We start from the raw sequence: 18,346 nt of genomic DNA on the forward strand, positions 1-18,346 counted from the left end.
TCAGCGCCCCGTTCCCGCGTAGACGACGGCCTCGCCGTCGGACGCGTCGAGCTCGAACGCGGTGTGCACCGCGCGCACCGCGTCGTCCAGCGAGTCGGCGCGGGTCACCACGGAGATCCGGATCTCCGAGGTGGAGATCATCTCGATGTTGATGCCCGCGTCACGCAGCGCGCCGAAGAGCCGCGCCGAGACGCCGGGGTGCGACTTCATGCCGGCGCCCACGAGCGAGAGCTTGCCGATCTGGTCGTCGAACTGCAGCGAGTCGAAGGCCAGCTCGCCCTGCACGGCGGTGAGGGCGGCCATGGTGGCCGGGCCGTCGCCGTCGGGCAGCGTGAACGAGATGTCGGTGAGGCCCGTGGCCGCGGCCGACACGTTCTGCACGATCATGTCGATGTTCGCGCCGGCGCCGGCGACGACCTCGAAGATACGGGCGGCCATGCCGGGGACGTCCGGCACGCCGATCACGGTGATCTTGGACTCGGAGCGGTCGTGCGCGACACCGGAGATGATCGGGGCTTCCATGGCGTTCTCCTTCGACTTCTTCTCGGCCGCGACCACGCGCGTGCCGTCGTGGGCGCTGAACGAGCTGCGGACGTGCACCGGCACGCCGTAGCGGCGCGCGTACTCCACGCTGCGCAGCGCGAGCACCTTGGCGCCGCTGGCCGCGAGCTCCAGCATCTCCTCGTAGGAGACCCGGTCGATCTTCCGGGCGGCGGGGACGATGCGCGGGTCGGCCGTGAACACGCCGTCCACGTCGGTGTAGATCTCGCAGACGTCGGCGTTCAGGCCGGCCGCGAGCGCCACGGCGGTGGTGTCGGAACCGCCACGGCCGAGGGTGGTCACGTCGTTCGTGGCCTGGGTGACGCCCTGGAAGCCGGCCACGATCGCGACCTGGCCCCGGTTCAGGGTCTCGCGGATGCGGTGCGGCACGACGTCGACGATGCGCGCCCGCCCGTGGACGGCGTCCGTGATGACGCCGGCCTGCTGGCCGGTGTAGGACTTGGCCTTCACGCCCAGGTTGGTGATCGCCATCGCCAGGAGCGACATGGAGATGCGCTCGCCGGCCGTGAGGAGGATGTCGAGCTCCCGCTGCGGTGGGAGCGGGGTGATCTGCTGGGCGAGGTCGAGGAGCTCGTCGGTGGTGTCGCCCATGGCGCTCACCACCACGACCACGTCGTTGCCTGCTCGCTTGGCCTCGGCGATCCGCTTGGCGACGCGCTTCACGCTGCGCGCGTCCCCGACCGATGATCCGCCGTACTTCTGCACGACAAGTGCCATGTGCCTGCCTTCCGTTGCCGGCCTCCGTCTGTCTCAACGGCCCGCCGGGTGGTTGGGTTTGCGCATCGATGGTACGACGGCGGGAATTCCGGGCACAGAGGCGTTCACCGTGCGGGACGGCGGGCCACGCTCAGTGCCGTCAGTGGGGCAGCTCGCGCCCGCCCCACAGCGCCGAGAGGGGCAGGGCGGCGAGCCGGTCACCGAACGGCCGGACATGTTCACCGAGGTAGACCACGTACCCGGCCTTGAACCGCTCGCCCAGCTTGTCGCGCATCCAGGCGAGATGGGAGAACGAGTCGCTCCTCACCGAGCCGGACGCCTTGACCTCGATCCCTACGACGGACCCGTCGCGTCGTTCGAGCACGAAGTCGACCTCACGCCCTTCGCGGTCTCGGTAGTAGGACAGGTCCGCACGCACGGCGCTGGTGGCGAGCTGTCTCGTGAGCTCCGTGAAGACGAACGTCTCCGTGAGCATGCCGGACAGCTGGTGCCCCGGCTGGGAGACCGTGCGGGCCTCCGCACCCACCAGTGACGCGGCGAGTCCCGAATCCGTGACGTAGGCCTTGGCGGTCTTGGTCAGCCTGGAGGTCAGGTTGTTGGACCAGACCGGCAGGCGCGACGTCAGGTAGACGATGTCGAGGTAACCGAGATAGTCGCGAACCGTGGGCTGGGCGATGCCGAGGCACTGCGAGATGTCGGTGACGACCAGGCCGGAGCCCGAGCGGGCCGCGACGATCCGCAGCAGTCGCGGGACGGTGCTCACGTGACGCACGTCCGCGAAGCTCGCGACGTCCCGCAGAACGACGGTCGAGACATAGCTGTCGAACCAGTCGTCACGCAGCTCGGGACCGAGACGGATCGCCTCGGGGTATCCGCCGGCGCAGATCAGGGAGAAATACTGCTCTCGCGTCCACACGGTCGGCAGCGTGCGCGACGTCAGCCGCTCGGGTTCGAACAGCTCGGCCATCGCGTCCGCATCTGTCCGGGTGAGCTCCGCCGCGCTGAGCGGCCAGAGGTCGAGAAAGACCGCGCGACCCGCCAGGGACTCCGAGAGCGTGGGGACCGTCAGGAACCGCGTCGACCCGGAGAGCACGAACTGTCCGGGCGCGTCGCTCCTGTCGGTGACGGCCTTGACTGCGAGCAGCAGTCCGTCGCCACCGCGCTGAACCTCGTCGATGATCCGAGGCGTCTCACCGAAGGCGGCGAAGCTGGTCGGGTCGTCGCGAACGGTACTGAGCGTCGTGGTGTCGTCCAGGGTCGAGAAGGTCCCACCTGATTCCCCGTGCAGCTCCCGCAACAGCGTCGTCTTGCCTGCCTGTCGAGGGCCCCCGACGACGACGACCCGGAACGCGCCGACGCGCCGTACGAGATCGGCAAGGGCTCGGCGAGGAACGTGACCAGACATGCCGCGATCCTACCCGCGGTTTTGCGACTACACCTTCGAATTCGCGGAAGGTGCACCTACAAATCCGCGGTACCTCGACCTTAGGTCTCGCGAGGGCTGCCGTCCGGCCTAGCCGGCGAAGACGTCCCAGGCCAGGCGGGCGATCAGGGCGCCGACCACGACGACGAAGACGACACGGACGAACCTGGAGCCCTTGGCCACGGCCATCCGGGCGCCGATGTAGGCGCCGATGATGTTGGCCACGCCCATCCCCAGGCCGAGGGCCCAGATCACGGCGCCGCTCGGGACGAAGAAGAGCAGCGCGCCCAGGTTGGTCGCGAAGTTCACGATCTTGGCGATGGCCGACGCCGGGAGGAACGAGTACCCGAGGAAGCTCACCAGGCTGATCACCAGGAACGTGCCGGTGCCGGGGCCGAGCAGCCCGTCGTAGGCGCCGATCAGCAGGCCGATCAGGGCGGCGATGCGACGGTGCCCGTTGCCGACCCACCTCAGGTCGTCGTGCTGCCCGACGTTGGGCTTGAGCAGGGTCCAGGCCAGCACGCCGACGAGCACCACGAGGATGATCGGCTTGAAGAGCTGGGCGGGGATGTGCGACGCCCCGACCGCGCCGCCGAAGGCGCCGGCCAGGGCCGCGAGCGCCATGGGCCCTGCGGTGCGCAGGTCGGGCTGGACGCGCCGGTAGAAGGTGAGGGCGCTGGTGGAGGTGCCCATGATGCTGGCGAGCTTGTTGGTCGCCAGGGCCTGCACGGGGCTGATCCCGGGGACGAGCAGCAGCGCGGGGAGCTGGATCAGCCCTCCCCCGCCGACCACGGCGTCGACCCACCCGGCGGCGAGGCCGGCGAGCAGGAGGAGGGCGATGGTCGTCAGGTCGAGTTCGGGCACCCGTGCATTGTGCGTGAACCTCGCGCTTCACCCGGCCTCGTCTCGCGCCCGCATGTCGGTGCCGACCCGTAGGCTGACCTCTTGTGTACGAAGGCGCGGTCCAAGACCTGATCGACGAGCTCGGCCGGTTGCCCGGCGTCGGGCCCAAGAGCGCGCAGCGCATCGCGTTCCACCTGCTCGCCACGGACAACCACGAGGTCAAGCGGCTGGTCGACGCGCTCACCGAGGTGAAGCTGCGGGTGCGGTTCTGCGAGCTATGCGGCAACGTGGCGGAGGCCGAGCGGTGCCGCATCTGCCTCGACCCGCGGCGCAGCGACGAGGTGATCTGCGTCGTGGAGGAGCCCAAGGACGTCGTCGCCATCGAGCGCACCCGGGAGTTCCGCGGCAGGTATCACGTGCTCGGCGGGGCCATCAACCCGATCGAGAACGTCGGCCCGGACGACCTGCGGATCAGCGAGCTCCTGGCCCGGCTCGCGGACGGGACGGTCCAGGAGGTCATCCTCGCGACCGACCCGAACGTCGAGGGAGAGGCCACGGCGACCTATCTTTCCCGACTGATGGGTCATATGGGTATCACTGTCTCGCGGCTGGCCTCGGGTCTGCCCGTGGGTGGAGACTTGGAGTACGCGGACGAGGTGACGCTCGGTCGCGCGTTCGAAGGCCGCCGTGTCATCGGCAACGACAAGTAGGTAGGGATCACCATGAGCGAGATCACGCCCGGGTCGGACCTCCGAGAGGTCGCTGACCAGGTGTCCGTGCAGGCACGGACGTTCCTGTCGACGGTGACCCAGGTCGCCTCCGGCGCGATGCCCGGGGCGGAGCTCTCGCTGCTCGTGCTGGCGACGTCCGACCTGCTGGCGGCCGGGGCGCGGCTCGCCGCGATCGTGGACGTGGTGCCCAAGGAGCGCTACGAGCCCGACGCCGGGCCCGACACCGACCTGGACCCGCTGCGCGAGGCCCTGTCCAAGATGTTCGACGGGTTCGACGACTACACCGAGGTCGTGGACCCGGTGCTCGGCGAGGACGTCGGGGCCGCGTCGCTGTCCGGGGACCTGGCCTGTGTCGCCGAGGCCCTGGCCAAGGGCCTGCAGCACTTCGACAGCGGCCACGAGCTCGAGGCCCTGTGGTGGTGGCAGTTCTCCTACTTCTCGCTGTGGGGCGAGCGCGCGGCCTCCGCGCTGCGGGTGCTGCAGGTGCTGCTCGCGCACCTGCGCCTGGACGTGGAGGACGACGTCGCCGCCGAGGCGGAGTACGACGCCCTCCACTCCTGACGCCCCTGCCGGTCAGGCGACGCGGGTCCCCTGCGGGAGCTGCGCCGTCGGGACCCGCAGCCGGTTCACGGCGACGACCACGCCGGCCGCGCCGAGCAGCAGGTCGAACCCGAGGCCCCACGGCCACACGAGCTGGTCCGTGACCTCGACCGGCTCCACGGGCGACTCCGCCTGCGGCCCCTCGCCCATGTAGTACCCGCTGCACCAGTCCTGCGGCCCGGGGTCGCCCGTGCGCGCGAACCGGACGCCGTACTGCAGCATCGCGAGCACGTTGCCGTCCTCGGAGAGCGCCTCCGGGTCGCGCAGCGGCTGCGCGTCGGCGACCACCACGAACGGGTTCGGCGCGAGCAGCCACCAGGTGCGCTCGCTGTGCCAGACGTCGATCTCCTCGGTCTGCCACTCGCACTCGGGCGGCGTGGTCTCCTCCCAGGTGTACCCGGCCTCGACGTTCCACACCCGGACCTCCTGCGGGGTGGTCGTCGCGGGGATGAGCAGGCCGAACAGGATCGGCAGCACGGCGGTGATGCCACCCACCGTGAGGTAGGTAAGCACGGCCGACCCCGAGGTCTTGGCGACCACGGCCGAGAAGCCCAGGCCGATGGCGCACACCACGCCGAGCACGAGCGCCAGCATGAGCACGGTGGTGAGCAGCGCGAGCCAGGACACACCGCCGCCGACCAGCGCCCACACCAGGAACGGGATGCTCGCGACGAGGAACGCGAGCGCCGCGATCCAGGCCGCCGCCAGCTTGCCGAGCACGATCTCCGCGGGCGTCAGCAGGGTGACCTGCAGCGTCGCGAGAGTGCCCGCGTTCCGGTCGCCGTTGATCGCGCCCGACGACAGGGTCGGGGCCACCAGCAGCCCGAGGAACAGCACGAAGCCGACGACGATGCTGTAGACCATCCCGCCGAACGGCTCGTCGCCGCTCTGGTCGCCCGAGATGATGGCGAACGCGCCGGTGGTCAGCATCGTGATCACGCCGACCACGACGAACCACACGATCAGCGCGGTCTTCCACCGCGTGGAGCGCACGCGCTGGCGCAGCTCCAGCACCGTGACGGTGCGCAGGCCGTGCCAGGACAGGGACCAGGTGCCGCGCCCCGCGGGCACGCCGCCGTCGGCCGGGGCCGGCTCGGCGATCTCCAGGTCAACGCTCATCGTCGCTCCTCCTCCAGGGCCAGGTAGGCCTGCTCCAGCACGCCGCCCGCGGGGGCCAGGCTCGACACGTCCACACCGGCCTCGACCGCGGACCGCAGCAGCGCCGCGGCCGCGGCGTCGCTCGTCAGCTCGACGAGCACCGCGGGCCCGTCGGCGTCCCGGCGATAGGCCGGGCCGTCCTGGTCCAGCCAGGCCGTGAGCGCCTCGGGGTCCAGCGCGGTCAGGCGCCACTCCCGCGGCCGGTCGGCGTCGGCCACCGACCGCGTGGCGACCGTGCGGCCACGCGAGATGAACACGGCGTCGTCGGCCATCTCGTCGAGCTCGGTGAGCACGTGCGAGGAGACCAGCACCGTCTTGCCCTCGGCGGCGAGCCGGCGCACGAGCACCCGCAGGTCCACGCGGGAGCGCGGGTCGAGCCCGGAGGCGGGCTCGTCGAGCAGCAGGACGGCGGGGTCGTGCACGAGGGCACGCGCCAGGCCGAGGCGCTGCTTCTGGCCGCGGGACAGGACGTGCGCGGGCTGGTCGGCGAACTCGGACAGGTGCACGAGCTCCAGCAGGTCGCCCGCGCGGGCCCGGCCGGTCCCGGCGTCGATCCGGTATGCCGCAGCGACCGTCGTCAGCACCTCGCGCGCGGTCAGCGAGTCCCACGTGCCGAACACGTCGGGCATCCAGCCGGTGCGCGAGCGCGCCGCGTAGTTGTGGGTCACCGGGTCGGCCCCGGCGATGCTGATGGTCCCCGCGTCCGGCGTCAGCAGCCCCGCGAGCATGAGCAGGAGGGTCGTCTTGCCCGACCCGTTGGGACCGATGAGCGCGGTGACGCGACCTGGTGCGGCGACCAGGTCGACGTCGGCCACGGCGTGGACCGGCCCGAAGGAACGCCGCACGCCCTGCGCGCGGATACCACCGTCTGGTGTCATGCGGGGACACTAGCGCGACTCACCGACGCGGGCCGTCGGCCCCCGGGATGAACCGGGCGTACGACCAGGGGATGACGTCGCAGGTCAGTCGCGGCGCGCCCGGCCCGTCACGTGCAGCATCCGCTGCTCGCCGAAGGCCACGTTCTGGTCGATCGTCACCGTGACGACGTCGCCGTCGAACCGCAGCTCCAGGCGCCACTCGAACGGCGTGCCGAGGAAGACCAGGCGACCACGCAGCGTGGAAGCGTCGGCCCAGGCGGCCGCCGCCGCGACGTCGACCGGTGCGTCCCGGACCGCCCAGCTCCCCGGGACCCACTCCCCGTGCCCGAACTGCACGACCTGATCGGTCCCGGCCGTGGTCGTGAACGTCACCTCGGTGAGCCCGTCCAGGGAGCGGCCCACGGCCAGGGCGGTCACGTCCCGCTCGTTCGGCTGCAGCTCGTAGGTCACCCCGGCCAGCGCGTCCAGGAGCGGGGACGACGGCGCGCCGGACGGCGTCGGCAGGGCCGGCTCGAACCGCTCGGGCCCCTGCTCCGGGGCGGCGAGGTAGGGGGCGACCCACGCGGCGTCGGGCAGCAGGGAGTCCCAGACCACGTCGAGCACGGCCTGCATGTCCATGAGGCCCGAGGTCATCGTGATCACCAGGTCCTTCTCGGGCCAGACGAGGATGTACTGCCCGAACGCGCCGTCGGCCCGGTAGGCGCCGTGCCGACACTGCCAGAACTGGTAGCCGTAGCCCTGGTTCCACTCCGGCCAGTCGTGCGGGCCGTTCGGCACCTGCGCGGACGTCGCCGCAGCCACCCACTCGGCGGGGACGAGCTGCCGCCCCTTCCAGACGCCGCCTTGCAGGTAGAGCTGCCCGAACGCCGCCATCTCCTCGGTCGTGACCGACAGCCCGAACCCGCCCACGTCGATGCCGTCGGGGTCCTGCTCCCAGGTGGCGTGCGTGATGCCGAGCGGCTCCAGCAGGCGCGGCGTCAGGTAGTCGAGCAGCCGCTGCCCCGTGAGCTGGTGCAGGATCGCCGACAGCAGGTAGGTCGCGCCGGTGTTGTAGACGAACTGCGTGCCCGGCTCGTGCTCGACGGGACGCGCCAGGATGGCGCCCGCCCAGCGGGACCGCGGCAGGGAGATCGTGCGGCCGACGCCCTCCATGGTCGAGGCGCTGTGCCCCGTCGTCATGGTCAGCAGGTCGCGCACGCGCATCGCGGCCAGGTGCTCGCCCAGGTCGGCCGGGGCGTCGTCCGGCAGGAGGTCGATGACGTGGTCGTCCAGGGTCAGGAGCCCCTCGTCGACCGCGATCCCGACGGCGGTCGACGTGAAGCTCTTGCTCACCGAGAACATCACGTGCGGCCGGTCGGCCGTGTGCGGCTGCCACCAGGCCTCGGTGATCACCCTGCCGTGGCGCAGCACCATGACGCTGTGCACGTCCTCCAGCGCGTCCAGCCCGGCGACGAGACGGCGCAGGGCCGCGGGGTCGACGCCCTCGGCCGCGGGGGTGGAGCGGGGCAGGATCCGCGACATGCTCGGGCACGTCCTCTCGCTGGGTGACGCGACATTCTCACCCCACGGGTTCGCGCCTGTCGACCAGTCGCAGGAACGCGTCCTCGGCGAGCGACCAGGCGCGGTCACGGGCCGCGCCCCGCCGGGCCGGCAGTGCGTCCGAGAGCGCCGCCTCGGCCCGCACCAGCTCCGCCTCGACGAAGTCCAGGAGGAGCCGCGGCACGGCGATCGAGCCCATCTCGCGCGTACGCGCCTTGCTCCGGACCAGGTCGCCGACAGCTTCCCGGACGTCGTCGGGAAGCGCGGCCCCCGCGACGAGCGAGGGCAGATCCATCGGCGGCGACGCGTCCTCCCGCAGGCACATCCAGCGTAGCGTGACCGCCGGCCGCAGCGCGTAGAGGAACTTCTTGGCCGCCCCGGACGAGGCGAGCAGCGCCAGGTTGTTGCGGGCCACGTGCAGGTAGTGGTTCGTCAGGGCGCGCCGGTCCGTGGTGTCGTCGGCCAGCGCCAGCAGGTCGTCGCGGATTGCGGCGTCGCCGCGGTACACGATCGGCGAGCGCAGCCACTCCCCGACCGTCGCGTTCCCCTTGACCATCAGCCCGAGGGCCTTGCGCACGTCCCAGCCGTTGACGTCGAAGACCTTGTCCAGCGGCGTCTCGATCACGTCCCGCCGGGTGCGCAGGCCCAGGTAGTCGCCGGCGCGGCGCACGTACAGGAACCGGCAGTCGTAGTCCGAGTCCGGCGAGGGGAAACCCCAGGCCCGGCTGCCGCTCTCGATCGCCCACAGGATGCGGACGTCGTGCTCCTGCTCGACGCGGTCCAGGCGTGCGTCGACCGCCCGGACGACGTCCGGGTCCATCGAGTCGGGGATGTTGCGCATCCCCGGACGCTAACGGCCGGACGACGGCGCAGTCGCGCCCTTTTCCAGCCGTTCCCGGGCCTCCATCAGGGCGAAGCCGAGCAGGTTGAGCCCACGCCAGGCGGCCGGACGCTCGGCGTCCTCGTTCCCGGCGCCCATCCCGATGCCCCAGACGCGGTCCCGCGGGCTGGCCTCGACGAGCACCCGGGAGCCGGTGCGCACCAGGTACTCCCGCAGGTGCGGGTGGGCGCCGAACTTGTGCTCGCTGCCGCGCACCACGATCTCGAACCGCTCCCGCACCCACACCTCGTCGTCGAAGTCCCGGACCGTCCGCCCGGCGGCCTTCGCGAGCGCGGGGTTCGGCGCGTCGATCGCCGCCCGCTCCGCCTCCGGGTCGCCGAACAGGCGGGCCTTCTCCGCCATCATCCAGTGCTCGGCGGTGCCGTAGCGGACGCCGTCCACGACGAACGGCGCCTCGAACCACTGGCTCAGGCTGCCCCGGCCGGCGCTCCCGTCCGCCTCCGGCTGGTGCCCCCAGAAGTGCAGGTACTTGGGCGTCGCCCCGGCGTCGACGAGCATGCGGAGCTCGTCGACGGAGCGGACGGACGCGGGCCGCAGGGCCGTGGTGTCGGGCATGCCGGGAAGTGTGCCAGGTGACTCTGACACGGTCCTAGGCCGTACGGGCGGCGGTCCGGGCCGCCTGCTCCCGCATGGTCGCGGTGGTGAGCTCGACCCAGCGCGCCACGACCAGCAGCTCGTCCGCGGTGAACTGCCCGGTCACCCGCCCCATGGCCTGCGCCATCTCGGCCACGGCCTCGTTGACCTGCGGCGACGCCGGTGCGGTGGCCTCGATCACGAGCCGGCGCCGGTCGGTCTCGTGGCGGGTGCGCCGGGCGTAGCCGGCGTGCTCCAGCCGGTCCACGAGCCCCGTGACCGCCCCCGCCGTGAGGCCTGTCCGGTCGGCGAGCTCCCGTGCCGACATCGGCCCCTCCCGCCGGATGACGCCCAGCGCCTTGTTGTCGGCGGCGGAGAGGCCCGTCAGCGCGCCGAGCGCCTCGTGGAACATCACGATCGCGTCGCTCAGCTCGGCGCCGAGGCGGGCCCCGGGGTCGGTGGGTGTTGACATGCCCCCATTGTGCACTCCACCATATAGTTCAGTTCACTAAATCATTCAGCCGAGCGAACGGATACCGCGATGACCACCCCGACCACGATGCCCGGCCCCTGGGTCGCGGCCCTCCAGATCCTCGCCGAGACCTGGCAGTTCTTCGCCCGCCACTACCCGGTCGTCTTCGCCTGCGGCGCGCTCGCCTCGGCGCAGCGCTTCCTCTCGGTGAGCGGCACCGCCGACTGGGCCGGCGGGATCGGCGGCGAGGCCTTCACGGCGGCCACCCGCCTCGCCTTCGGCGCATGGGCGGCCGTCGTGCTGCTCCGTGGCACCGAGTGGTCGGACGCCGGGGCGCGGTGGTCGGCCTGGGTCACGCGGAGCTGGCCCACGATCCTGGCGACCATGGCCGCGCTGGCGCTGTTCCTGGTCGTCTTCAAGCTGATCCCCGACGCGCTCGCCGGGCGCGTCGGCGGCATCGACCGGGAGACCTGGCTGGCGTGGGAGCTCGCGATCAAGAACGTCACGGTGATCCCGTTCACCATGCTGTGGATGACGGTCCTGCTGGGGGTCCGCCCGCTCGGGCAGGTCGGCTAGCGACGACCCGTCAGCCGGCGACGATCTCGGCCTCGAAGCCGTCCTCGTTCTCCAGGTAGGCCGCGTAGTGGTCGGGGCCGCCCGCGTGCGGGTGCCGGTCGGTGAAGAGGAGCGCCCAGCCGTGCGCGGCGGACTCCTCGACCAGCCGGTCCACCTCCGCGCGCGTGCCGCCGTGGAACGCGAGGTGGTTGAGCCCCGGGGCGAGCCGGTCGTGCGTGTCGCCGCCCATCGCGGGGCTCTGCTCGACGACGACGTAGGTGCCGTCGAGGATCCAGCTCACGCCCGCGCCCCAGCGCTGGTGCTCGGCGTAGCCGAGCGTGGTCAGGAGCCAGCCCCACGACCGTTCGGCGCGGGGCAGGTCGGGGACCCAGAGCTCGACGTGGTGCAGCCGGCCGCGGGTCATGACGCGGCCGCCGCGATGACGCGGGTGAGGCTGCGGTGGAGCAGCCCCAGCTCCTCGGCGGACATGCCCAGGCGCTCCATGATCGCGGGCGGCACGCGCAGCGCCTGCTCGCGCAGGGCGCGGCCCTCCTCCGTGAGCTCGACCGCGAGGGCCCGCTCGTCGCGCGGGTCGCGGCGCCGGGTCACGTAGCCGATCGCCTCCAACCGCTTGAGCAGCGGGGACAGGGTGCCCGGGTCGAGCTGCAGCAGCCCGCTGAGCTGCTTGACCGAGAGCGGCGACTGCTCCCAAAGGGCCAGCATGACCAGGTACTGCGGGTGCGTGATGCCCATCGGTTCGAGCAGCGGCCGGTACAGCGCGATGACGCTGCGCGAGGCGACCGCCAGCGCGAAGCACACCTGACGGTCGAGGGCCAGGAGGTCCTCGGGCTCGGATGGGGCGCCGGCGCGGGACGTGGTGGTCATGCGGCTCTCCTCTCGGATCTTGACCAGACTAACAGTTGGTGTGCAAACTATTGGTACACCAATCAAATGGAGGCAGGGCATGCGTAACCGCGACGGCCTGACCCTGGGCTACCGCGTCCTGTGGCGGCTCAACTGGCTGCTGCTGCACGTGGCGGGACCGGCCGAGCAGTCCGAGGACCGGGACCCCCGACGTCGCCTGGAGCGCGAGCGCGCCGAGCGGGTGGCCCGCTACCGGGCGGAGCAGGCCGAGGGCTGACGGTTCAGCGCCCGTACGGCTCAGTGCCCGGCCGCAGCCAGCAGGTCGAGCGACAGGGGCGCGATCGGGTAGCTCGCCACCGGGTCGGCCGGGTCGATCCAGACGAGCTCCTCGAGCTCGGCCCGGACCGCGATCTCCGCGCCGGGCCGCAGCCGCACGCGGTAGGCGTACGCGTCGACGACGTGGCCGGGCTCGTTCGCGGCGGGCGCCCCGAACCGGCCGATGCTCTCGATGTCCGCCGGGTCGAGCCGCAGCCCGACCTCCTCCTCGAACTCCCGGACGAGCGCCGCCAGCGGCTCCTCGCCCGGCTCGATCTTGCCGCCGACCTGCATGAATGACTCGGTGCCCCGCTTGCGCACCAGCAGGTGCCGCCCGTCGGCCCGTTCCACGACGGCCGCGACGATGCGCAGCGTCCGGACGGCGCCGCCGTCCGCGTCCGCACCGCTCACGCCTGGTCCACGATCTCGTCGATCACGGTGCCGCCCAGCACCTGCACGACGAGCGAGACCCCCGCGAGGCCGCCCGCGACGATGTCGGGGTCGTCGTCGGAGGGCTCGTCGTAGAACTCCGCGCCGTCGCTCGACGCCGCCGCCGCCGGCTTGGTCTGGGCCGCGTTCCTGGGCTCGGCGGGCGCGCCGCTCGCGGCGGCGCGGGCACGGCGCTCGGCGGCCTGCCGGAGCGCCTCGCGCGCGCTGCCCGCGCCCGACATCGACGGTCCGGACGGCGGCGGCGGAGCCTGGTCCTCGTAGACCGGCTCGGGCTCCGGCATGTCGTAGTCCGCGGGCGGCTCGGTCGCGCTGGCCCCGGACAGCCAGGCCTGGTCGGCGGCGCTGGCCGCCGACGACGGGCCGGACGGCTCGGGCCGGGACGGCGCCGTGCGGGCGGCCTCCGGTGCCGACGGCTCGGGGCGGGAGGGTTCAGGGCGGGAGGGTTCGGGCCGGGAAGGCTCGGGTCGCTCGGCGACGGCGACGCTGCCCTGGGCCTGCCCGGCCGACCGCGTGGCCGAGCCGACCGCCGCAGAGGCCACGGTGGCGGCCGGCGCCGACACCGTGGCCACGCTTCCGCCCGGCGTCGGCACGTCGGGCCAGTCGGGCTCGACGGCGGGTGCGGGCCCGGACGGCGCGGCAGGTGCGGGCGCCTCACGCCGCGGTTCGCCCGACGACGTCGCCGGGCCGGAGCCGCCGCCCGACGGACCGCCGCCGGAGGGGCCGCCACCGCCCCCGGAGGGACCCTCGTCGAGCGTCGCCTCGACGCGGACCCGGATGCCGAGCGTCTGGTAGACGGCCTCCTCGACGGCGCTGGTGTGCCGCGCGTTCGAGAAGGCGCGGGCCAGGCCAGGAGCCCCGAAGCCGAGCTTGAGCGTGCCGCCCTCCAGGGCCGCGACCTGCGCGTTCGGGCCCACGAGCGACCACGTCACGCGGGCGGCGGCCAGGGCGCCGAGCACCTCCTGCCAGCGGCGGCGGACCGTCTCGGTGGTGACCTCCGGCTCGGCGCCCGAGGCCGGTGCGGGCTGGAGCGGAGCGGCCGGTGCGGGCTGGGCCGGTGCGGGCTCGGGAGTCGTCGAGGGCTCCTGCGCAGCCTCAGTCGCGGCAGGCTCGGGCTCCGCCGGCGTGGGCGTGGGCGCCGTGGGCTCCGGCGCAGTCGGCTCCGGGTCGGCGGCCTCCGCGGTCGCGACCGGAGCAGCCTCCCGCGCCGGGGCAGGAGCGGGCGCCGGCTCCTCGGCGGGTGCGGGCGGCATCGCCGGGCGTGCGGGCTCGGCGGTCCCCTGACCCCGGCCTCCGGCGGTCGGCGCCCCCTGGTCCCCTCGCTTCTTGCGCGCGTCGAGCACCGCCCGCGCGGCGGCGGAACCGGCGAGCCCCACGGCCGCCGGGTCCTGGGCCGGGACGGCGTCGTCGGCCGCGGCACCGCGAGCGGGCGCGCCGCCACCACCCGGACCGGCCGGCGCGACCGAGGCCACGATGCCGCCCCGTTCGAGGCGGTCGATGCGGGCGGCCAGGCCCGCGGCGCCGTCGTCGGCCCCAGGTAGGAGCAGGCGCGCGCACAGGAGCTCCAGGTGCAGCCGCGGCGAGGTGGCGCCGGTCATCTCGGTGAGGGCGACGTTCACGAGGTCGGCCGCCCGGGAGAGCTCTGCCACTCCGAGCCGCGCGGCTTGGGCGCGCATGCGTTCGAGCTGGTCGGTGGGGATGCCGCGCAGCACGGCCTCCGCGGCGTCGCCGGAGACGGCGATGACGATGAGGTCGCGCAGCCGCTCGAGGACGTCCTCGACGAACCGGCGTGGCTCGTGCCCCGTCGCGATGATCTGGTCCACGACCCGGAAGATCGAGCCGCCGTCACGCGCGGCCAGCGCGTCCACGACGTCGTCCAGCAGGGTCGCGTGCGTGAAGCCGAGCAGGCCGACGGCGAGGTCGTAGTCCACGACGCCGCCCGTGGCGCCCGCGATGAGCTGGTCCATCACCGAGAGGGAGTCGCGCACCGAGCCGCCGCCCGCACGCGTGACCAGCGGGAGCACGCCGCTGCCCACCTCAATACCCTCGGCGGCGCAGAGGTGCTCCAGGTAGGGCGACAGCACGTCGGGCGGGACCAGGCGGAACGGGTAGTGGTGGGTGCGCGACCGGATGGTGCCGATCACCTTGTCCGGCTCCGTGGTCGCGAAGATGAACTTGATGTGCGCCGGCGGCTCCTCGACGATCTTGAGCAGCGCGTTGAAGCCCTGCGGCGTCACCATGTGCGCCTCGTCGAGGATGAAGATCTTGTACCGGTCGCGGGCCGGGGCGAAGGTGGCGCGCTCGCGCAGGTCACGCGCGTCGTCGACGCCGTTGTGCGACGCGGCGTCGATCTCGACCACGTCGAGCGACCCGGGGCCGCCGCGCGCGAGCTCGACGCACGAGGGGCACTCGCCGCACGGGGTGTCGATCGGCGACTCCGGCGTGTTCTTCGCGCAGTTCAGCGTGCGCGCGAGGATGCGCGCCGACGTCGTCTTGCCGCAGCCGCGCGGACCGCTGAAGAGATAGGCGTGGTTCACCCGCCCGCTGCGCAGGGCCTGCATGAGGGGGCCCGTGACGTGGTCCTGGCCGATCACCTCGGCGAACGTCTCGGGCCGGTAGCGGCGGTAGAGGGCGGTGCTCACCCCCGCAACGATAGACGCCACCACCGACACTGACGACGTGGCCGTCCACAGGTGGACGGCCGCGTCGTCAGCGCACGGTCAGGCCGCGGTCCCGCCGAGCGCCTGGGGCGTCCGCCGCACGCGCCGCGTCATGACCAGGCCGGGGATCCCGGTGCCCAGGAGGACCGGGAGCAGGACCGCGACCGCGACCCAGAGGAAGATCGCGAGGTACCCGTACGCGGCGGCGTCCGAGCTCGCGTTCGCCAGGCCGAGCAGCACGAAGCTCGCCACGAGCGCGACGACCTCGAAGGCCAGCAAGATCAGCGCGATCCAGAGCAGGACCGCCGCCCAGCGCCGGTAGCCGATGCTGACCGGACGCGGCGCGAGCGGTTGCCGGTCCGGCTCCCCGGCCGGGGACGGGGTGTGCTGCTGGTCTGACATGTGGCTCACTCTCGCACGTCAGCGCCGCAGCGCCTTGCGCGCGAGCCCGTTGCCGAGCCACTGCACCGCCTGGACGATCACCACGATGATCACCACCACGACGGCGGTCACCGCCCAGTCGTACTGGCGGTAGCCCTGCACGATCGCGAAGTCACCGAGGCCGCCGGCACCCAGGTAGCCGCCGATCGCGGACATGTCGAGCACGCCGACGAACAGGAAGGTGTACCCGAGGATCAGGGGCGCGAGCGCCTCGGGGACCAGCACCGTCCGCACGATCCGGAACGGTGACGCGCCCATGGCCCGGGCGGCCTCGACCACACCGGGGTCGATCGAGACGAGGTTCTGCTCCACGAGCCGCGCGAAGACGAACGTGGCCATGAAGCACATCGCGAAGGTGAACGCCTCGATGCCGATCGTCGAGCCGATGACGGCGCGGGTCAGCGGGCCGAGCGCCACCAGGAAGATGATGAACGGGATGGGCCGGACGATGTTCACCGCCAGGTTCAGCACCGCGAAGACGAACCGGTGCTGCAGCAGGTTGCCCGGCCGCGTCAGGTACAGCCCGAGCCCGAGCGCGAGGCCCAGGAAGCCGCCGATCAGCAGGGTGATCAGCACCATGTAGGCCGTCTGGCCCGCGGCCTCCCAGAGCAGCGGCGTCAGCCGTTCCCAGTCCTGGTTCATGCGTCCGCCCTCCCGTGATCGTCCACCCAGGTGAGGGCGCGCAGGGCCGCGACGGCGGCCTCCACGGAGCCGCCGTCGCCGACGAGCTCCACCGTCAGCGACCCGTACGGCCGCTCCGCGACCTCCGTGATGCCGCCGTACACGACCGTGCCGTCCACGCCGTGCTCGCGCAGGGTGCGCGTCAGCACGGCCGACGAGCCGGCCACCTCGTCCACACCCACGGTCACGATGTGGCCGGAGTGCCGCGTCCGCAGGCGCGCCAGCACCTCGGGCGACGGCCGGTCGCGCAGCGCGAGGGCGACGAACCGCCGCGTGGTGTCGTGCCGAGGCGAGCTGAAGACCTGGTAGGCCTCCCCCACCTCGACGACGCGCCCCCGCTCCATCACCGCGACGCGGTGGCAGATCGAGCGCACCACGTCCATCTCGTGCGTGATGACGACCACGGTGATCCCGAGCTCACGGTTGACGCGCTGGAGCAGGTCCAGCACGTCGCGCGTGGTCTCGGGGTCCAAGGCCGACGTCGCCTCGTCGGCCAGCAGGATGCGCGGGTTGGTGGCGAGCGCCCGGGCGATCCCGACGCGCTGCTTCTGCCCGCCCGACAGCGTGGACGGGTACACGCCCGCCTTGTCCGCCAGGCCGACGAAGTCCAGCAGCTCGGCCACCCGGGCGTCCCGCTTGGCGCGCGGCCAGCCGGCGACCTCCAGCGGGTAGGCGACGTTCCCCGAGACGGTCCGGGAGGCCAGCAGGTTGAACTGCTGGAAGACCATCCCGATCCCGGCCCGGACCGGCCGCAGGCGCGCCTCGCTCAGCGAGCCGAGCGAGAGGCCGTCGACCACCACGTCGCCGCCGGTGGTGCGTTCGAGTGCGTTGATCAGGCGCACCAGGGTGGACTTGCCCGCACCCGACTGCCCGATGACGCCGAAGATCTCGCCCGTCCGGATGTCGAGGGTGACCTCGTCGACGGCGCGCACCTCGGCGCCCTTCCCCCGGCCCGGGAACACCTTGCTGGCGCCCTCGAACCGGATGATGCTGCCGGTCGCCGCAGGCATCAGGAGGCGTCCTCCTGGATGCCGGCCAGGATCTCCTGCAGCTCGGCCGCGGAGTTGTCCTTGATGACGCCGGTGCCGCCCGAGGCCTCGACCACGCCCTCCTCGACCTCCGGGGAGTGGTAGATCTCGACGAGCTGCTGGAACACCTCGTTGTCCGCGTCGTCGCCACGGGCGACCCACACGTTGATGTACGGCTCGGCGGCCGAGGCGTCCGGGTCGTCGGAGAAGATGGCGTCGTCGGAGGTCAGGTCGGCGTCGCCCACGAAGTCGTTGTTGATGATCGAGGCGTCGACGTCCTGCAGCGCGAGCGCCGTCTGGGCCGCGTCGACCGGGGTCACGGTGACCTTCGACTCGTCCTCCAGCACGTCGGCCGGCGTGGAGAAGGCGCTGCCGCCGTCACGCAGCGTCACCAGGCCGGCCTCCTGCAGCACGAGCAGTGCGCGGGCCTGGTTCGTGTCGTCGTTGGGGATGGCGACCTCGCCGCCCTCGGGGATGGCCTCGACGCTGTCGTGCTTCAGCGAGTAGAGACCCAGCGGGTAGACGGCGGTGGCCGCGATCGGCGTCAGGTCCGAGCCCGTGGCCGTGTTGTAGTTGGCGAGGAACTGCAGGTGCTGGAACTGGTTCAGGTCCAGGTCGCCGTCGGTCAGGCCCTGGTTGGGCAGCTGGTAGTCGCTGAAGTTCACCAGCTCGACGGTGATGCCCTCCTCCTCTGCAAGGTCGGAGAAGGTCGTCCAGTAGTCGTCGCCGGAGTTGACGACGCCGATGCGCACCGGGTCCTCGGCGGAGCCCGCGGCGGGCGCGCTTGCCTCGGGTGCGCCGCAGGCGCTCAGTGCGAGGACTGCGGTGACGGCGAGGCCGGTCGTCAGGACGGACGTGAAACGAGACATGGGTGGTCCTCTCGGGCGCACGGGCGCGGGTATGCCAGTGCTCAGGATGCGGGGAGCCTGCGTCGGGCGCAGGCCGAGGGTGAAAGACGA

The 18,346-nt window shown here is 72.6% G+C and carries 21 protein-coding genes; 4 read left to right on the forward strand and 17 right to left on the reverse strand.

The window, feature by feature from the left end:
* The 3 genes from FHX71_RS22250 to FHX71_RS22260 all read right to left on the reverse strand — a co-directional run bounded on the left by FHX71_RS22250 (position 1) and on the right by FHX71_RS22260 (position 3,565).
* Positions 1-1,278, reverse strand: a complete 1,278-nt coding sequence (locus tag FHX71_RS22250; protein WP_182619584.1) for an aspartate kinase — start codon at positions 1,276-1,278, stop codon at positions 1-3.
* A 139-nt stretch (positions 1,279-1,417) separates the two neighbouring features.
* Positions 1,418-2,683: an ATP-binding protein gene (locus FHX71_RS22255; protein WP_182619585.1), complete on the reverse strand. Its 1,266-nt coding sequence runs from the start codon at positions 2,681-2,683 to the stop codon at positions 1,418-1,420.
* 108 nt (positions 2,684-2,791) lie between these two features.
* On the reverse strand, positions 2,792-3,565 hold the full coding sequence (locus FHX71_RS22260) for a TSUP family transporter (protein WP_182619586.1): 774 nt from the start codon (positions 3,563-3,565) through the stop codon (positions 2,792-2,794).
* A gap of 83 nt (positions 3,566-3,648) precedes the next feature.
* Between FHX71_RS22260 and recR the strand changes: the two genes are divergently transcribed.
* On the forward strand, positions 3,649-4,254 hold the full coding sequence (gene recR / locus FHX71_RS22265; protein ID WP_182619587.1) for a recombination mediator RecR: 606 nt from the start codon (positions 3,649-3,651) through the stop codon (positions 4,252-4,254).
* A gap of 12 nt (positions 4,255-4,266) precedes the next feature.
* Complete coding sequence (locus FHX71_RS22270; RefSeq protein WP_182619588.1) at positions 4,267-4,836, forward strand: DUF5063 domain-containing protein; 570 nt, start codon at positions 4,267-4,269, stop codon at positions 4,834-4,836.
* Positions 4,837-4,848: 12 nt separating this feature from the next.
* Here the strand turns inward: FHX71_RS22270 and FHX71_RS22275 are convergent, their stop codons facing one another.
* The 6 genes from FHX71_RS22275 to FHX71_RS22300 form a co-directional block, all read right to left on the reverse strand.
* Positions 4,849-5,994 (reverse strand): ABC transporter permease, encoded by a 1,146-nt coding sequence (locus tag FHX71_RS22275; RefSeq protein WP_182619589.1) that lies wholly within the window; start codon positions 5,992-5,994, stop codon positions 4,849-4,851.
* Positions 5,991-6,911, reverse strand: coding sequence for an ABC transporter ATP-binding protein (locus FHX71_RS22280; RefSeq protein WP_182619590.1), 921 nt, complete (start codon positions 6,909-6,911; stop codon positions 5,991-5,993). The genes FHX71_RS22275 and FHX71_RS22280 overlap by 4 nt, the downstream gene beginning before the upstream one ends.
* 84 nt (positions 6,912-6,995) lie before the next feature.
* The gene (locus FHX71_RS22285; RefSeq protein ID WP_182619591.1) at positions 6,996-8,432 is read right to left on the reverse strand and encodes a serine hydrolase domain-containing protein; all 1,437 of its coding nucleotides are present in this window, start codon (positions 8,430-8,432) and stop codon (positions 6,996-6,998) included.
* Between the two features lie 37 nt (positions 8,433-8,469).
* The gene (locus FHX71_RS22290) at positions 8,470-9,291 is read right to left on the reverse strand and encodes a nucleotidyltransferase domain-containing protein (protein ID WP_182619592.1); all 822 of its coding nucleotides are present in this window, start codon (positions 9,289-9,291) and stop codon (positions 8,470-8,472) included.
* A 9-nt stretch (positions 9,292-9,300) separates the two neighbouring features.
* Complete coding sequence (gene ybiA, locus FHX71_RS22295) at positions 9,301-9,906, reverse strand: riboflavin biosynthesis intermediates N-glycosidase (protein WP_182619593.1); 606 nt, start codon at positions 9,904-9,906, stop codon at positions 9,301-9,303.
* 34 nt (positions 9,907-9,940) lie between these two features.
* Positions 9,941-10,396: a MarR family transcriptional regulator gene (locus FHX71_RS22300; protein ID WP_182619594.1), complete on the reverse strand. Its 456-nt coding sequence runs from the start codon at positions 10,394-10,396 to the stop codon at positions 9,941-9,943.
* Positions 10,397-10,465: 69 nt separating this feature from the next.
* On the opposite strand from FHX71_RS22300, the gene FHX71_RS22305 reads away from it, so the two are divergent.
* Positions 10,466-10,972 (forward strand): hypothetical protein, encoded by a 507-nt coding sequence (locus tag FHX71_RS22305; RefSeq protein WP_182619595.1) that lies wholly within the window; start codon positions 10,466-10,468, stop codon positions 10,970-10,972.
* A gap of 10 nt (positions 10,973-10,982) precedes the next feature.
* Here FHX71_RS22305 and FHX71_RS22310 read toward each other — a convergent pair whose 3' ends face one another.
* Both FHX71_RS22310 and FHX71_RS22315 read right to left on the reverse strand, forming a co-directional pair.
* Positions 10,983-11,375: a VOC family protein gene (locus FHX71_RS22310; RefSeq protein WP_182619596.1), complete on the reverse strand. Its 393-nt coding sequence runs from the start codon at positions 11,373-11,375 to the stop codon at positions 10,983-10,985.
* A complete protein-coding gene (locus FHX71_RS22315) occupies positions 11,372-11,836 on the reverse strand; it encodes a MarR family winged helix-turn-helix transcriptional regulator (RefSeq protein WP_182619597.1) in 465 nt (154 codons plus the stop codon). The genes FHX71_RS22310 and FHX71_RS22315 overlap by 4 nt, the downstream gene beginning before the upstream one ends.
* 79 nt (positions 11,837-11,915) lie before the next feature.
* Between FHX71_RS22315 and FHX71_RS22320 the strand changes: the two genes are divergently transcribed.
* Positions 11,916-12,092, forward strand: a complete 177-nt coding sequence (locus FHX71_RS22320) for a hypothetical protein (protein WP_182619598.1) — start codon at positions 11,916-11,918, stop codon at positions 12,090-12,092.
* 20 nt (positions 12,093-12,112) lie between these two features.
* Here FHX71_RS22320 and FHX71_RS22325 read toward each other — a convergent pair whose 3' ends face one another.
* The 6 genes from FHX71_RS22325 to FHX71_RS22350 form a co-directional block, all read right to left on the reverse strand.
* On the reverse strand, positions 12,113-12,541 hold the full coding sequence (locus tag FHX71_RS22325; RefSeq protein ID WP_182619599.1) for an NUDIX hydrolase: 429 nt from the start codon (positions 12,539-12,541) through the stop codon (positions 12,113-12,115).
* A complete protein-coding gene (locus FHX71_RS22330) occupies positions 12,538-15,219 on the reverse strand; it encodes a DNA polymerase III subunit gamma and tau (protein WP_182619600.1) in 2,682 nt (893 codons plus the stop codon). The genes FHX71_RS22325 and FHX71_RS22330 overlap by 4 nt, the downstream gene beginning before the upstream one ends.
* Positions 15,220-15,297: 78 nt before the next feature.
* Positions 15,298-15,639, reverse strand: coding sequence for a hypothetical protein (locus FHX71_RS22335; RefSeq protein WP_182619601.1), 342 nt, complete (start codon positions 15,637-15,639; stop codon positions 15,298-15,300).
* An 18-nt stretch (positions 15,640-15,657) separates the two neighbouring features.
* Complete coding sequence (locus FHX71_RS22340) at positions 15,658-16,320, reverse strand: methionine ABC transporter permease (protein ID WP_182619602.1); 663 nt, start codon at positions 16,318-16,320, stop codon at positions 15,658-15,660.
* A complete protein-coding gene (locus FHX71_RS22345; RefSeq protein WP_182619603.1) occupies positions 16,317-17,369 on the reverse strand; it encodes a methionine ABC transporter ATP-binding protein in 1,053 nt (350 codons plus the stop codon). The genes FHX71_RS22340 and FHX71_RS22345 overlap by 4 nt, the downstream gene beginning before the upstream one ends.
* Positions 17,369-18,256, reverse strand: coding sequence for a MetQ/NlpA family ABC transporter substrate-binding protein (locus FHX71_RS22350; RefSeq protein ID WP_182619604.1), 888 nt, complete (start codon positions 18,254-18,256; stop codon positions 17,369-17,371). Before FHX71_RS22350 ends, FHX71_RS22345 begins: the two co-directional genes overlap by 1 nt.
* Positions 18,257-18,346 lie beyond the last annotated feature (90 nt).

This window comes from Promicromonospora sukumoe, from assembly GCF_014137995.1.
In the GTDB taxonomy this organism is placed as follows: domain Bacteria; phylum Actinomycetota; class Actinomycetes; order Actinomycetales; family Cellulomonadaceae; genus Promicromonospora; species Promicromonospora sukumoe.